This is a genomic window from Cellulomonas denverensis (assembly GCF_012396125.1).
GTDB classification, from domain to species: domain Bacteria; phylum Actinomycetota; class Actinomycetes; order Actinomycetales; family Cellulomonadaceae; genus Cellulomonas; species Cellulomonas denverensis.
Genome location: NZ_JAAXOX010000004.1, coordinates 175,468 through 189,494, shown reverse-complemented (window position 1 = coordinate 189,494; position 14,027 = coordinate 175,468). Strand labels below are relative to the sequence as shown.

At 74.4% G+C, this 14,027-nt stretch carries 13 protein-coding genes; 10 read left to right on the top strand and 3 right to left on the bottom strand.

Annotation, left to right across the window (positions count from 1 at the left end; translation table 11 throughout):
- Positions 1–53: 53 nt before the first annotated feature.
- On the bottom strand, positions 54–464 hold the full coding sequence (locus HGA03_RS10165) for an STAS domain-containing protein (RefSeq protein WP_308439720.1): 411 nt from the start codon (positions 462–464) through the stop codon (positions 54–56).
- Positions 465–560: 96 nt separating this feature from the next.
- Between HGA03_RS10165 and HGA03_RS10160 the strand changes: the two genes are divergently transcribed.
- A complete protein-coding gene (locus tag HGA03_RS10160) occupies positions 561–2,684 on the top strand; it encodes an ATP-binding SpoIIE family protein phosphatase (protein WP_168630149.1) in 2,124 nt (707 codons plus the stop codon).
- A gap of 6 nt (positions 2,685–2,690) precedes the next feature.
- On the opposite strand, the gene HGA03_RS10155 is transcribed toward HGA03_RS10160, so the two are convergent.
- On the bottom strand, positions 2,691–3,056 hold the full coding sequence (locus HGA03_RS10155; protein ID WP_168630148.1) for an STAS domain-containing protein: 366 nt from the start codon (positions 3,054–3,056) through the stop codon (positions 2,691–2,693).
- A 119-nt stretch (positions 3,057–3,175) separates the two neighbouring features.
- Between HGA03_RS10155 and HGA03_RS10150 the strand changes: the two genes are divergently transcribed.
- From HGA03_RS10150 to purD, 3 genes are all read left to right on the top strand, one after another.
- Positions 3,176–3,598, top strand: coding sequence for a DUF3151 domain-containing protein (locus HGA03_RS10150; protein WP_168630147.1), 423 nt, complete (start codon positions 3,176–3,178; stop codon positions 3,596–3,598).
- Positions 3,599–3,750: 152 nt separating this feature from the next.
- Positions 3,751–5,037, top strand: a complete 1,287-nt coding sequence (locus HGA03_RS10145; protein WP_168630146.1) for an adenylosuccinate synthase — start codon at positions 3,751–3,753, stop codon at positions 5,035–5,037.
- A gap of 341 nt (positions 5,038–5,378) precedes the next feature.
- Positions 5,379–6,629: a phosphoribosylamine--glycine ligase gene (purD, locus tag HGA03_RS10140; RefSeq protein WP_168630145.1), complete on the top strand. Its 1,251-nt coding sequence runs from the start codon at positions 5,379–5,381 to the stop codon at positions 6,627–6,629.
- A 171-nt stretch (positions 6,630–6,800) separates the two neighbouring features.
- Here purD and HGA03_RS10135 read toward each other — a convergent pair whose 3' ends face one another.
- Positions 6,801–7,019, bottom strand: coding sequence for an SCO4848 family membrane protein (locus HGA03_RS10135; RefSeq protein WP_168630144.1), 219 nt, complete (start codon positions 7,017–7,019; stop codon positions 6,801–6,803).
- A gap of 38 nt (positions 7,020–7,057) precedes the next feature.
- On the opposite strand from HGA03_RS10135, the gene HGA03_RS10130 reads away from it, so the two are divergent.
- From HGA03_RS10130 to purQ, 6 genes are all read left to right on the top strand, one after another.
- On the top strand, positions 7,058–7,990 hold the full coding sequence (locus HGA03_RS10130; protein WP_168630143.1) for a phosphoribosylaminoimidazolesuccinocarboxamide synthase: 933 nt from the start codon (positions 7,058–7,060) through the stop codon (positions 7,988–7,990).
- A 522-nt stretch (positions 7,991–8,512) separates the two neighbouring features.
- Positions 8,513–11,044, top strand: a complete 2,532-nt coding sequence (locus HGA03_RS19595; RefSeq protein ID WP_168630142.1) for a LuxR C-terminal-related transcriptional regulator — start codon at positions 8,513–8,515, stop codon at positions 11,042–11,044.
- Between the two features lie 92 nt (positions 11,045–11,136).
- Positions 11,137–12,357, top strand: a complete 1,221-nt coding sequence (locus HGA03_RS10120; RefSeq protein ID WP_168630141.1) for a hypothetical protein — start codon at positions 11,137–11,139, stop codon at positions 12,355–12,357.
- Positions 12,358–12,454: 97 nt separating this feature from the next.
- On the top strand, positions 12,455–12,898 hold the full coding sequence (locus HGA03_RS10115; protein WP_168630140.1) for a hypothetical protein: 444 nt from the start codon (positions 12,455–12,457) through the stop codon (positions 12,896–12,898).
- Between the two features lie 72 nt (positions 12,899–12,970).
- Positions 12,971–13,258 (top strand): phosphoribosylformylglycinamidine synthase subunit PurS, encoded by a 288-nt coding sequence (purS, locus tag HGA03_RS10110; protein WP_168630139.1) that lies wholly within the window; start codon positions 12,971–12,973, stop codon positions 13,256–13,258.
- Positions 13,258–13,953 carry a phosphoribosylformylglycinamidine synthase subunit PurQ gene (gene purQ, locus HGA03_RS10105; RefSeq protein WP_168630138.1) on the top strand — a complete coding sequence of 232 codons (696 nt, stop codon included), beginning with the start codon at positions 13,258–13,260 and terminating at the stop codon, positions 13,951–13,953. Before purS ends, purQ begins: the two co-directional genes overlap by 1 nt.
- Positions 13,954–14,027 lie beyond the last annotated feature (74 nt).

Here is a 14,027-nt window from a genome sequence, read left to right as displayed (position 1 = left end):
CGAGGCCCCGCTCACCGGTTGGTGGGCGGGGCCTCGTGCCGTGTCCGGGGCGCTCAGGCCTGCGGATCCTCCACCACGTCCAGCAGCTCGCCGATCCGGGTGATCTCCAGCAGGAACTGCACGGTCGGCGGGACGTTGATCAGCCGGATCCGGTGCTCGGTGCGCTGGGCCATCCGGGCGAGGAACGCCACGCCCGAGGAGTCCATGAACGTGACGTGGTGGGCGTCGATGTCGATCGGGAGCCCGGCGGCCTCCGCGTCGTCGCCCGCCTGGGCCAGATCGGCGCCGAGATCCGCGTCCACCTCGCCGGACAGCACGATCCGGGTGCGGTCCTCGGTGCGGATCACGTGCACCGAACCGGGCTCGCCGGCGTCCTGGGCGGTGGTGGTGGTCGCCGAGCCGGGCTCGTCCGCGCGGTGACCCGTGGTGGGTCCGCCCGCCGGGGTGCTGTTACCGTCGCGCACGGTGCTCCTCTCGTCCGGTGCTCTGGCCGGATGACTGACCCGTCATTCTGCCCCTGGCACGTGCCTGCCGGGAACGCTAGACGATCGGAGGTGGTGATGGTCAACTCTGCCGAGCGCGCCACCGCCGCCGGACGCCTGGACGCGCTGCTGGATGGCGCCTCCCACCTGACCGGGTTGCCGGTGCTGGTCGCCGCCGCCCAGCCGCCCGACTGGCCCGTGGTCTACGTGAACCCGGCGTTCACCGAGCTGACCGGTCTCACCCTGGACGACCTGACCGACCCGGGTCCGCGACTGCGCCAGGCGGGTGGGCAGCAGGCGATCGACGCGGTCCGGTCCGCGCTGACCGAGGGCCGGCCGGCCAGTGTGCTGCTGCAGCTGCCCCGGGTGGACGGCGGCCGGTTGTGGGCGCGCAGCGTGCTGACCCCGGTCCCGGACGACGACCGGGTGATCACGCACTGGATCGCCGTGATGGTGGACGTCACCGCCGAGGTCGAGCGGGACGCGGCACTGTCCGCCGAGGTCGAGGGCGCCCGCCGGGAGAGTGCCGCCCTGGGGCTGGTCGCCCGGGTGTCCGACCTGATCATGGACCTGGACGACCCCGGTGGCCTGCGCGACATCGCGGACCTGCTGAGCGCCAGCGTGGTGCGCTGGGCCGCGTTCTACCTGGACGACGGCGGGCTGTACCACGCCGACGGCGTCGCCCCGGACCGCCCCGGCGGCCGCCGGCCGGTCTCGCCCGGGCCGTCCGGTGGGCACCCGCGGAGGTTCGCCGACCCGTGCACCGACCCGGTGCAGCGGCTGCTGGACGAGCCGGGCGACCCCGCGCTGCTGGACCTGAGCACCGCCGTGCCGGGCACCGCCTCCGGCTGGCTGGCCGCCGACCTGCGGCTGCGGATGCCGCAGGAGCTGGTCGACGGGGCCGACCAGGTGCTGGTGCTGCCGGTGCCGGGCCGGCACCGGGTGCTCGGCCTGCTGGTGGTGGTGACCCGTCCCACCGAGGAGCCCAGCCTGCCCGAGACCCGCACCGTGCTCACCCTGACCGCGCGCCGGGTGGGCCTGGCGGCCGAGAACGTGCGGCTGTACGCCCGCGAACACCGGGTGGCCGAGACCCTGCAGCGGGCGATGCTGCCCGAGCAGGCCGAGGTCGACGGGCTGGACGTGTGGTCGTACTACGCGCCGAACGTGGTCTACGCGCAGGTCGGCGGCGACTGGTACGACGTGGTGCAGATCCAGCCGGACGTGGTCGGTGTGGTGATCGGCGACGTGGTCGGGCACGACGTGGAGGCCGCGGCGGCGATGGGCCAGCTGCGCTCGATCGTCCGGGCCTACGCCTTCGAGGTGACCGAGCCCGGGCCGGTGCTGGAGCGGGTGGACACCCTGGTCGGCGGGATGCGGATCCCGCGGTCGGCCGGCCTGGTGCTGACCACCCTGACCCGCACCCGAGCCGAGGACTCCGGCTGCCCGGTCTGGCGGCTGGCCTACTCGCGGGCCGGGCACCTGCCGGCGCTGCTGGTCCGGGCGGGCGAGGTGACCTCGCTGGACGGCGCCGGCGGCCCGCTGATCGGCTTCGGTCACGGCCCACGGCAGACCGCCGAGGTCGGCCTGGAGCCCGGCGATGTGCTGGTGTTCTACACCGACGGCCTGATCGAGCGCCGCAACCGGTCGCTGCGGGACGGGCTGGCCGCGCTGCACCAGGTGGCCGCCGGTGCCACCGCGGTGGACGCCGCCGGGATCGGCGAGGAACTGCTGTCCCGGCTGGCGGACGGGCCGGAGGACGACGTCGCGGTGGTGGTGGTCCGGGTGCCGGATCTGGCCGACGGTGCCGGGATCGCGGGCAATGTCCGCAGCCGGCGCTGGCAGCTGCCCGGTGAGGCGGCCTCGATCGCCCGGGCCCGGCACGCGGTGGTCCGCACCTGCGCCGCCTGGGAGCTGGGCGACCCCTCGAACGCCGAGCTGGTGGTCTCCGAACTGGTCGCCAATGCCGTGCTGCACGGCTGGGGCCGGGTGACGCTGCGGCTGCACGACACCGGCGAGGGCCTGCGGATCGAGGTCGAGGACTCCAACCCGGTGCCGCCGGTGGCGACCGAGGGGCACCCGGGCCGGATCGGTGGCTTCGGGATGCGGATCGTGGAACGGCTGGCCGACTGGGGCTGGCGGCCCTCGCGCGCCGGGAAGGTGGTCTGGGCCCGGGTGCGGCCGGAGGGTCCCGCGGCGTCGTAGTGCCGGTCAGGCGCTGGTGCCGGCCCCGGTGGTCTCGGCGCGCTCGTCCCGCCGCTTCGGACAGTGGTGGTCGTTGTCCAGCCGGAACAGCTCCAGTGCTCCACAGACCTCCAGCACGAACAGGTCGCGCGGGTCGGCGCCGCGCAGCACGGTCGCCCCGCCCCGCTTGCGCGAGGAGTCCGCGAGCGAGATCAGGAACGCCGCGCCGGTGGAGTCCATGAAGGTCACGTCGCACATGTCGATCACCAGCAGCTGGCGGCGCAGACCGACCACCCGGGCGGCGATCTCGGGGAACTGATCCCGCTCGGCCAGGTCCAGATCGCCGGCGATGGCGAGCGTGGTCGTGGTGGCCGAGGTGGCGATCTCGATCATGGGGAGCCTCCGGCGCGGGCGGGGCAGGGGGAGGGGTCCGCGGCACGCGCGCGTTCGAGGGTAATCAGGCGCCGACCGGAGTGCACGCCGGTCCGCCGGAGGGGTGACACACTGACCCGATGACCGGACCGAATCTGCTGCAGCCCGAGCCGACCCTGCTCCCGGACGGGGCGGACGGGGATGCCCGCGCCGTGCTGGACGCCGGCGGCGATCCGCGGGACGCCGCGCGCCAGGTTCCCGCGTCGTCGCTCGCCTGGGCGCTGCTGGCCGAACGGGCACTCGGCGACGAGGGCGACCCGGTCGCGGCCTACGCCTACGCCCGGACCGGGTACCACCGCGGACTGGATGCGCTGCGCCGGGCCGGCTGGCGGGGCCAGGGGCCGATCCCGGCCGACCACCTGCCAAACCAGGGCTTCCTGCGCGCGCTGTTGGCACTGGCGGAGGCCGCCGAGGCGATCGAGGAGGACGAGGAGGCGGAGCGGTGCAGCCAGTTCCTGCTGGACTCGGGCACCTCCGCCGCCGAGGTCGCCGGGCTGCGCTGACCGAGCGGGCTGACCGGGCGGGGCCCCGCCCGGTACGCTCTGACAACGGTGCGTGGCTGCCTGCTGCCCTGCGCCCGGGTCGTCCGCGCCCGCCCGCTGGCCGGGAAGTCTGCGCGGGACCCGCCGCTGGAGCGGGTGGGAGTGGTGAGGACATGCCGGCAGTCGTGGTGCTCGGAACCCAGTGGGGCGACGAGGGCAAGGGGAAGGCCACCGACCAGCTCGGGTCGCGCATCGACTACGTGGTGAAGTTCAACGGCGGCAACAACGCCGGGCACACCGTGGTGGTCGGCGGGGAGAAGTACGCCCTGCACCTGCTGCCCAGCGGCATCCTGTCCCCGGGCGTGGTCCCGGTGATCGGCAACGGCGTCGTCGTCGACCTCGAGGTGCTGTTCCAGGAGATCGACGCGCTGGAGGCCCGCGGGGTCAGCGCCGAGCGGCTGCTGGTGTCGTCGGCGGCGCACATCATCGCCCCGTACCACCGCACCATCGACAAGGTCACCGAGCGCTTCCTCGGTAAGCGCAGGATCGGCACCACGGGGCGCGGCATCGGCCCGGCCTACGCCGACAAGATCAACCGGGTGGGCATCCGGATCCAGGACCTCTTCGACGAGAAGATCCTCCGGCAGAAGGTCGAGGGCTCCCTGGACCAGAAGAACCACCTGCTGCTCAAGGTCTACAACCGGCGCGCGATCACCGTGGACGAGACCGTCGAGGACCTGCTGCGGTTCGCCGAGCGGCTGCGGCCCTACGTCGCCGACACCCCCCTGGTGCTCAACCGCGCGCTGGACGACGGCAAGACCCTGGTGTTCGAGGCCGGCCAGGCCACCATGCTGGACATCGACCACGGCACCTACCCGTTCGTCACGTCGTCGTCGGCGACCGCCGGTGGTGCCTGCACCGGTTCCGGCATCGGGCCGACCCGGATCGACCGGGTGGTCGGCGTGGCCAAGGCGTACACCACCCGGGTCGGCGAGGGCCCGTACCCGACCGAGCTGTTCGACGCCGATGGCGAGTGGCTGCGCCAGACCGGCGGTGAGTTCGGCACCACCACCGGCCGCCCCCGGCGCACCGGCTGGTACGACTCGGTGGTCGCCCGGTACTCCTCGCGGATCAACGGGCTGACCGACATCGTGCTGACCAAGCTGGACGTGCTGACCGGCCGGGACCGGATCCCGGTCGCCGTGGCCTACGACGTCGATGGCCGCCGGGTGGACGAGATGCCCGACGACCAGAGCGACTTCCACCACGCCACGCCGGTCTACGAGTACCTGGACGGCTGGACCGAGGACATCACCGGTGCCCGCGAGTTCGACGACCTACCCCGCAACGCCCAGCGCTACCTCGAGCGGCTGGAGGACCTGTCCGGCTGCCGGATCTCCGCGATCGGCGTCGGCCCGGGCCGCGAGGCCACCGTCACCCGGTACGACCTGCTGGGCTGACCCGGACCCGGACCCGGCCCGCGCCCGGCGCGCTCGCTGTTCCGCCTGCGCCCGGCGCGCTCGCTGTCCCGACTCACCTGCGCGCTCGCTCCACCGCCTCGCCAGGCGCCGAGAGTGCACGTATGCAGGTCTCCCAGGCCGGGAAGCGTGCATTCGTGCACTCTCGGCGCGGCGTGCGGGTTGTGCGGGCCGTGCGGGCTGCCCGGGACGTGCGGGCTGTGCGGGCTGCGCGGGTTGTGGGCCGGCGTGGCGGGGTCCGGGCGCGCAACGGGCACGCCACCCGCCCGCCGGGTGTGAGACCGGGCGCCGGGACCGGCCCCGCGCTGGGTAGGGTCACCGGCGTGAAGATCCTCATCGTCGGCACCGGGGCGCGGGAGCACGCGCTGGCCCGGTCGCTGTCCCAGGACCCCGCCGTCACCGAGCTGCACGCAGCCCCGGGCAATCCGGGCATCGGCGAGGTCGCCACGCTGCACGAGGTGGACCAGCTCGACGGGTCCGCGGTGGCCGCGCTGGCGACCGGGCTGGGAGTGGACCTGGTCGTGGTCGGGCCGGAGGCGCCGCTGGTCGCCGGGGTGGCCGACGCGGTGCGGGCGGCCGGGATCGCGGTGTTCGGGCCGAGTGCCGCCGCCGCCCGGCTGGAGGGGTCCAAGGCGTTCGCCAAGGACGTGATGGCCGCCGCGGGGGTGCCGACCGCCGAACCGCGGGTGGTGACCGAGCCCGCACAGATCGACGCCGCGCTGGATGCGTTCGGGGCGCCCTACGTGGTCAAGGACGACGGGCTGGCCGCCGGCAAGGGGGTGGTGGTGACCGAGGACCGTGCGGTCGCCGCCGCGCACGCCGCGGAGTGCCTGGCCAAGCCCGGTGGCCGGGTGGTGGTCGAGGACTACCTGGACGGTCCGGAGGTGTCGCTGTTCGTGCTGAGCGACGGGACCCGGGTGGTGCCGCTGGTGCCGGCGCAGGACTTCAAGCGGGCCGGCGACGGCGACACCGGGCCGAACACCGGTGGGATGGGCGCCTACAGCCCGCTGCCGTGGGCCCCGGCGGGACTGGTCGAGGAGGTCGTCAACCACGTGGCGCAGCCCACCGTGGACGAGATGGCCCGGCGCGGCACGCCGTTCGTCGGGGTGCTGTACTGCGGGCTCGCGCTGACCTCGAAGGGCACCCGGGTGGTGGAGTTCAACGCCCGGTTCGGCGACCCGGAGACCCAGGTCGTGCTGGCCCGGCTGGCCACCCCGCCGGCCGCGGTGCTGTCCGCCGCCGCCACCGGATCGCTGGACACCCTGCCCGCGCTGCAGTGGCGCCCGGAGGCGGCGGTGACCGTGGTGGTCGCCTCGGAGGGCTACCCGGCGGCACCGCGCACCGGCGACCCGATCACCGGCCTGGCCGAGGCCGACGCGCTGCCCGGGGTGCACGTGCTGCACGCCGGGACCCGCGCGCAGGACGGTGCGGTGCTGTCCGCCGGGGGCCGGGTGCTGTCCGTGGTCGGGGTGGGCGACGACCTGGCCGCCGCGCGGTCGGCGGCCTACGCCGGGGTGGAGCGGATCGGGCTGGCCGGCTCGCACCACCGCTCGGACATCGCCGCCCGGGTCTGACCCGCCCGGGGCTGAGTCGCCCGGGGTTGCGGCCCCGCCCAGTTCGTCACTTCCGCGCCGACGTCGGTAGCGCAGGTGACGAAGTCGGCGCCGGAGTCACGAACTCGGCGCCGGGGGTCGGGGAGGGTCCGGGGTCGGAGGGCCGGGTCCGGGGACGGGGTGCCGGTGCGGTCAGAGCAGGGTGAGCACGCCCAGCACCACCAGCAGCGCGCCCAGGACCAGCGAGATCCCGATCAGCACCAGGTGCACGGTGAGGAACCGGGTGGCGCGGCCCTCGGCGTCCCGGGAGCGCGGGTCCTTGGCGATTCGTTGCCCGAACCGGGGCCAGACGATCAGGTTCCACAGGCCGGCGACCAGTACCAGCAACGACCAGGCGAGGGGGAGGTCCATCGGGTGAGCATCGCACGGGCCCGCCGGCCTGCGGCAGGATGGGCGATATGACGGCCCCCACACTGCCCGGCTGGACGCACACCTACTCCGGCAAGGTCCGCGATCTGTACGTGCCGGACACCACCCAGGAGGCCGGTGCGGCGGTCACCGCGGCGCACGGTGACGTGGTGCTGGTGGTCGCCTCGGACCGGGTGAGCGCCTACGACCACGTGCTGAGCCCGGGCATCCCCGGCAAGGGCGTGGTGCTGACCCAGCTCAGCCTGTGGTGGTTCGACCGGCTCGCGGACCTGGTGCCGCACCACGTGGTCAGCGCCGAGGCGCCGGACGTCCCGGCCGAGGTGCTGGGCCGGGCGATGGTCTGCCGTCGGCTGGACATGTTCCCGGTGGAGTGCGTCGCCCGCGGCTACCTGACCGGCTCCGGCCTGGCCGAGTACGTCGCCGGTGGCCAGGTCACCGGCATCCCGCTGCCCGCGGGCCTGGTGGACGGCTCACGGCTGCCGGAACCGATCTTCACCCCGGCGACCAAGGCGGAGCTGGGCGACCACGATGAGAACGTCACCCTGGCCCGGGTCGGCGAGCTGATCGGCACGGAGCGGGCCGCGCAGCTGCGGGACCTGACCCTGGCGGTCTACGCCCGGGCGGAGTCGATCGCCCGGGAGCGGGGCGTGATCCTGGCCGACACCAAGTTCGAGTTCGGCATCGACCCGGTGACCGGGCAGGTGACCCTCGGCGACGAGGTGCTGACCCCGGATTCCTCCCGGTTCTGGCCCGCCGACCAGTGGCAGCCCGGCCGTGCCCAGCCGAGCTTCGACAAGCAGTTCGTCCGGGACTGGCTGACCTCGGCCGCGTCCGGCTGGGACCGGACCGGGGATGCCGCGCCGCCGGAGCTGCCCGCGGATGTGGTGGCCCGGACCCGGGATCGCTACCTGGACGCCTACCGGCGGATCACCGGGGGAGAACTGCAGCTCTGAGGCCGGCCGCCGAGGAACAGCCGCGGCTCTGATGCCGGCTGCCGGGCAACAGCCGCGGCTCTGAGGCCGACCGCCGGGGGAGAGCGGCGGCTTCGAGGCCGGCGCGCCGGTTCAGGACGCGACGCCGACCGCCTGCTCGGGCTCCCGCTCCGGCGCCGGACCACCCACGAAGCAACGGCACGGCCCGTCGCGGTGCACCCACCCGGCGTACGGGCGGGCCACGCACGGGTGTGCCGAGGTGGGGGCGGGGGCCGGGACCTGCATGCCCAGACCCTGACATGTCAGTGGTGGTCGCAGCCGTGATCAGGGCCACCTCGGGCGGGTGAATCCGAGCTGGATCGCACTCGGTTAGGTAGTGATCCGGGACAATTAGGCCCCTCACGGGTGAGCGCCAGTAGGTACCTAGAATCGGATCATTCGCCCTCCCAGTGCGGCCGGGAAACGCACGGATCGCCTGGATTGCGTGCGTAGGCGCGGCGACAACGGTGCTGAGTGTGTTCCGCGCCCTCAGATGGTGTGTGGGTGAACGCACGACTCGACGGCCCGCCGCTCCTGGGTGTCGCGGACCAGACCTTTGCCGATGTCCGCCGCTGGATCGCGCTCGGGCGTGATGTCCTGGTAGCCGGTGACACCGGTTCCGGGCGCACGCTGGTGCTGCGCCAGCTCTTCGCCCAGGCCTCGCGGCAGGGCACCGGCTGCGTGCTGCTGCGCGCGGCCGGTGACGCGCCGCTGTCGGCCTTCCTCACCCATCCGTCCTTCCCGCAGACCGCCTCGCCGGGCCGCGCTGCCGAGGTGGCGACCTGGCTGCTCGGCGAGCTCGGCGGCCGCCGTGGCACGCTGCTGGTCGACGACTTGGACCAGATGGACGAGGCCTCCTGCACCGTGCTGCTCCGGGTGCTGCGGACCCGCCGGGTGACCCTGGTGGCGACCGTCAACTCCGGCTCCGGCCAGCTGCCGCCCGCCGCCGCCCGTCTGGTCGCCGAGCGCGCCCCGGCCCGGGAGACCCTCACCCCGATGGGCTTCCGCGCGATGGTCCGGTTGATCGCCGGCGCGCTGGACGGCCCGGTGGACGTGCCGCTGACCTCCGCGGTGCTGTCCCGCTCGGCCGGGAACCCGCGGGTGGCGCTCGCCCTGGTCGACGGCGCCCGGCATGCCCGGGTGATCGACCGCCGGGACGGGGTCTGGCAGAAGGTCGGGCAGTTCGACGACGCACCCGCCGATGCGGTGGTGCACGCGCTGCTGGCCCGGGCCACCCCGGAGCAGGTGTTCGCCCTGGAGCTGCTGTGCTGGATCGGCCCGGTGGACCGGGAGACCTGTGAGCAACTGCTCGGCCGGGACATGGTGCACGACCTGATCGCTGCGCACCGGGTGATCGAGCACGCCCGTCCCGGTGGGGCGTCGGCGGAGCTCGCGGTCGCCCCGCCCGCCCTGGGTGCCGCGCTGCGTGGCTCGATCTCCGCGGACCGGGCCCGGGAGCTGTCCCGCCATGTCACCGAGCGGTGTGGCACCGGGATCGTGCTGCCCTTCCAGCACGACGACGACCTCGCGGTCCTGCTGTCCGCCCGGCACCGCCGTGGCGAGGAGGACTACCTGCGCTGGAGCGTCGAGGCCGCCGACCTGGTGCTGGCCGACGCGGCGGCGGAGGAGTCGGCTGCCCGGCGCGAGTGGCTACTCACGCCCACGGTCGCCACTGCCAATACCTACCTGGACCGGTTGCAGCGCCGCCCCGCACGCGAGCGGCTGTCCGCGGTGTTCACCACCACCCCGATCACCGGCGAGGAGGACCCGGAGGATCTGGTCCGGTTCTGCCTGCAGCGGGTGCGCTGGGGTCGCTGGGCCGGGATGGAGTCCGAGGAGCTGGCCGAGCTGCCCGGCGCCGACCACCCCCAGGTGCAGGCCGCGATCGAGTCGCTGATGGGCCTGCGCAGCCGGGTGCTGGACGATCTGGACAGCGCCCTGCCGGTGACCCCGAGCGGGATGCCCTGGGTGGACGCCTGGCAGACGGTCCTGGTCGCCGGGGCGCTGCTGGACGCCGGCCGCCCGGATCTCGCCCTGGCGCACGCCGAGCTGGTGCCGGAGACGGTCGCCCCCGACGCCGCGCACTACGCCGACGGCATCCGGGTGCTGGCCCTGCTGATGAGCGGCAACACCCCCGCGGCCGAGCGCTGGGCCCGGCACCTGCTGGAGTCCGCGTACGACGCCCGGTCGATCACCGGTATCCGGGTGCACTCCGCGGCGCTGACCGAGGTGCTGTTCCACGCCGGTCGCACCGACGAGGCGTGGCGGGTCCTCAACATGGCCCTCACCCTCGGCACCCCGGGCCCGGCGGACAACTCCTTCTACCGCCGTGGACTGAGTGTCGGCGCGGCGATCCTGGCGGCCGGTGGCCACGACGACATCGTCGACGTGCTCGCCCGGGAGCTGGGCACGCCCTGGAACACCACCCAGGTGCTCTGCCCGCTCAGCCCGCTCGCCCGGGCCGCCGTGCTGCGCGCCGCCGGTGACCCGGTCGCCGCGGCCACCGAGCTCGCGGAGGCCGGCGACCTGGCCGCGGAACAGGGGATGGACGCCTGTGCGCTGACCTACTGGCTCGCTCAGGACCGGCTGCCGACCCCGGAGCTGGTGGAGCGGATCGACAGTCTCTCCGCCCGGGTGCACCTGCCGCTGATGGAGCCCTACCTGCGGGTGGGCCGGGCCATCGCCGAGCAGGACACCGAGGAGCTGGCCGCCGCCCTGCCGCTGATCTCCCCGGCGGTCTCGCCCGGGATGGTCACCGCCGCCGCCGAACTGCTGCGCGCCTCGGGCACCGACCCCGATGCGCTGTTCGACCAGGCGTCGCTGCCCCGCGACCGGGTGCACCACGACGACCGGCTGGACCGGCTCACCGCCCGCGAGCGGGAGGTGGCGATGATGGCCCGCCGTGGCCTGAGCAACCGGGAGATCGCCCGGCGACTGCGGCTGAGTGTGCGCACGGTGGAGAACCACATGGCCGCGGTGCTGCGCAAGCTCGGGCTGGACGGCCGCGATGGCCTGCGCAATTGGAACTTCGTCTGACCCGTTGCACCTACCCGCCCGGGGCGGCCGGCACTGAGTGCCGTCCCGGGGCGGGTGACCCTGCTGTTCTCAGCCGTACATCCAGGAGTCCGATGCCCCGCCGTCTTGCGGTGCTGCTCGCCAGCGCCCTGCTCATGATCCTCGTCCCGCTGCCCGCCGCCTGGGCGGTGGACGGCCAGGTGCTCACCGTCAGCACCACCGCCCACAGCCTGGAGGCGGGGGCCGGCATGCTCGGCACCTGGGGGGTGACGATCCGGAACACCGGGGCAGTGGACGCCGACGACGTCTACCTGCGCCACCACTCCGAGGTCGCCGGGTCGGGCATCACCCCGGCCACCTCCTCCGACAGTTCGATCTACTACGACCCCACCTGCAGCCAACCCGGTGGCCCGGGGACCGACATCGTCTGCGGGCCGTACCAGGTGCCCGCCGGGGGGACGTACACCCACAACATCGCGATCCGGCCGCCCGCGGACTACCTGCTCACCCACGGGCAGGTGCCGCTGGCGATGACCGCCGTCGCCGAGTCCGCGGCCCTGGACGCCCGGAGCGCCACCCCGGCGACCTGGGCGCCGGTCGTGCGGACCAACCTGGCCATGCAGACCGCGATCACGGTGGTGGCGGCCGACGCGCCGATCGCCGACCGGCCCTCGGTGCCGTCCGACGGCTCCTACCAGGTCGACAGCCCCGAGGACCGGGATGTGCACTGGATCATCACCAACGGCGGCTGGAGCGACGTCGACGGCATCCGGGGGACCTGGACCGTGCCGGACGAGCTGTACCTGCGCTGGACCCCGCCGAACTGCTCCTTCGCCAGCCCCACCCTGACTTGCACCTGGTCCGACGCCCGCGCCGGGAGCCTCACCACCTTCGCGGTGCCGATCGCCGTGCGCGACGGGCTGCCGATCGGCACCGTGATCCCGCTGGAGGCGCCGGAGGTCAGCTACACCAGCCCCTACGAGGCGCCGGGGCAGACCTCGCACTGGACCGCATCCGTGGTCGGGGCGCCCTACCAGCTCACCGTGACCGGGGTGGGTGTCGTGCCCACCCAGCCGCCGACCGGGTCGCCGACCACGACGCCGCCGGCCACGGCATCGCCGACCACCGCGCCCCCGGCGACCACCTCCCCGGCCGACCCGCCCACCACCGGAGCCGCTCCGGCCCCGGCGCCCGAGGCCCCGGTCACGATCACCGCGGGCGGTCTGGCGGTCACCGGTGCGGACCTGGCGATCGGTGCGGCGGTCGGGGTGCTGCTGATCGGCCTCGGCGTGACGGTGGTGCTGATCCGGCGGACGCGGCCGGAGCGCCGCTGACCGTCCGGCCGCTCTGCGCCGATCGGGTGGCCTGACCCCGTCGCTGGGTGCTGGCACCCACGGGCCCCCTGCGCGACGGCCTAGCGTCGGCAGCACTGTGCTGCGCAACGGCTGCGACCGGCCACCCGCCCGGCTCGTACCCGGGCGGACCGTGGCCGGCTTCCACCCCCGCGACGGTCGACCCGTCGCGGTCTGGGTGCTGCACCCCGCCGGGACGGAGGCCTGGGCGGTGGCCGATCTGTCCCGGGCGATCGCCGAGCTCGGCCTGGACGAATCCGGCGCGGTGCCGCAGCTCGACCCCAGCCGCGCCACGGTCACCGCCGTCGCCGGCGAGGCCACCCTGTGGAGCGCGGCGGAGGTGCTGTCGGTCGCCGACCACGACGACCTGTGGTGGCAGGCCGCGCAGGACCGTGGCTGGTTGCTGGTGATCGCCGGCTGGTCGCGGGAGCTCGCCCGGCCCGGGAACGACGTGCTGCTGCGGTACCTCACCGGCGGCACATCGGCCGGGCTGGGGCTGGTCCGGCTGCCCCGGGAACCCTGACGCACCGGAGCGCCCGCGCGGGTCGGTATCCTGTCGACGCCACCACCACCGCCCGACAACCAGGGAGCACCTGTGGGACGAGTCGTCGTCGATGTGATGCCCAAGCCGGAGATCCTCGACCCCCAGGGCAAGGCGGTCGCCGGAGCGCTGCCCCGTCTGGGCTTCGGGCAGTTCACCTCCGTCCGCCAGGGAAAGCGGTTCGAGCTGGAGGTCGACGGCCCCGTCACCCCCGAGGTGCTCGCCGCCGCGGCCGAGGCCGCCGAGCAGGTGCTGTCCAACCCGGTGATCGAGGACGTGGTCCGCGTCGCCGACTACGAGGCGGATGCAGCGGGCACCATCGTCTCCGAGGGTCTGGCCTGATGACCCGGATCGGGGTCGTCACCTTCCCCGGCACCCTGGACGACCGGGACGCCGCCCGCGCGGTGCGCCTGGCCGGGGCCGAGCCGGTCGCGCTCTGGCACGCCGACGCCGACCTGCACCAGGTGGACGCCGTGGTCCTGCCCGGCGGCTTCTCCTACGGCGACTACCTGCGCGCCGGGGCGATCAGCCGGTTCGCGCCGGTGATGGGCGAGATCGTCGACGCCGCGGGCAAGGGGATGCCGGTGCTCGGCATCTGCAACGGGTTCCAGGTCCTCACCGAGGCGCACCTGCTGCCCGGCTCGATGGTGAAGAACGACCACCTGCACTTCGTCTGCCGGGAGCAGGTGCTCAGCGTCGAGAACGCCGGCACCGCCTGGACCGGCGACTACACCGCCGGTGAGCGGATCACCATCCCGCTCAAGAACCAGGACGGCCAGTACGTCGCCGACGAGCGCACCCTGGACGAGCTGGAGGGCGAGGGCCGGGTGGTGTTCCGCTACCAGGGCTGGAACCCGAACGGTTCCCGCCGCGGGATCGCCGGCATCACCAACGCCGCGGGCAACGTGGTCGGCCTGATGCCGCACCCCGAGCACGCGGTGGAGCCCGGCTTCGGCCCCGACGGTGCTCGCGGGCCCCGCTCCGGCACGGACGGGCTGCGGTTCTTCACCTCGGTGATGCGGGCGCTGGTCTCCTGACCCCTGGGGGTGGCCGCGCCGGGGTCCGGGATGTGGACGCCCGCTGGTGCCCGCCCCGGTGGCGTGGTTACCGT

Bases quoted from the DNA above. Each gene is read 5' to 3' on its own strand.
- HGA03_RS10160 (WP_168630149.1), top strand. From the start codon at position 561: ATGGTCAACTCTGCCGAGCGCGCCACCGCCGCCGGACGCCTGGACGCG.
- HGA03_RS10155 (WP_168630148.1), bottom strand. From the start codon at position 3,056: ATGATCGAGATCGCCACCTCGGCCACCACGACCACGCTCGCCATCGCC.
- HGA03_RS10150 (WP_168630147.1), top strand. From the start codon at position 3,176: ATGACCGGACCGAATCTGCTGCAGCCCGAGCCGACCCTGCTCCCGGAC.
- HGA03_RS10145 (WP_168630146.1), top strand. From the start codon at position 3,751: ATGCCGGCAGTCGTGGTGCTCGGAACCCAGTGGGGCGACGAGGGCAAG.
- HGA03_RS10135 (WP_168630144.1), bottom strand. From the start codon at position 7,019: ATGGACCTCCCCCTCGCCTGGTCGTTGCTGGTACTGGTCGCCGGCCTG.
- HGA03_RS10130 (WP_168630143.1), top strand. From the start codon at position 7,058: ATGGGCGATATGACGGCCCCCACACTGCCCGGCTGGACGCACACCTAC.
- HGA03_RS10120 (WP_168630141.1), top strand. From the start codon at position 11,137: ATGCCCCGCCGTCTTGCGGTGCTGCTCGCCAGCGCCCTGCTCATGATC.
- purQ (WP_168630138.1), top strand. From the start codon at position 13,258: ATGACCCGGATCGGGGTCGTCACCTTCCCCGGCACCCTGGACGACCGG.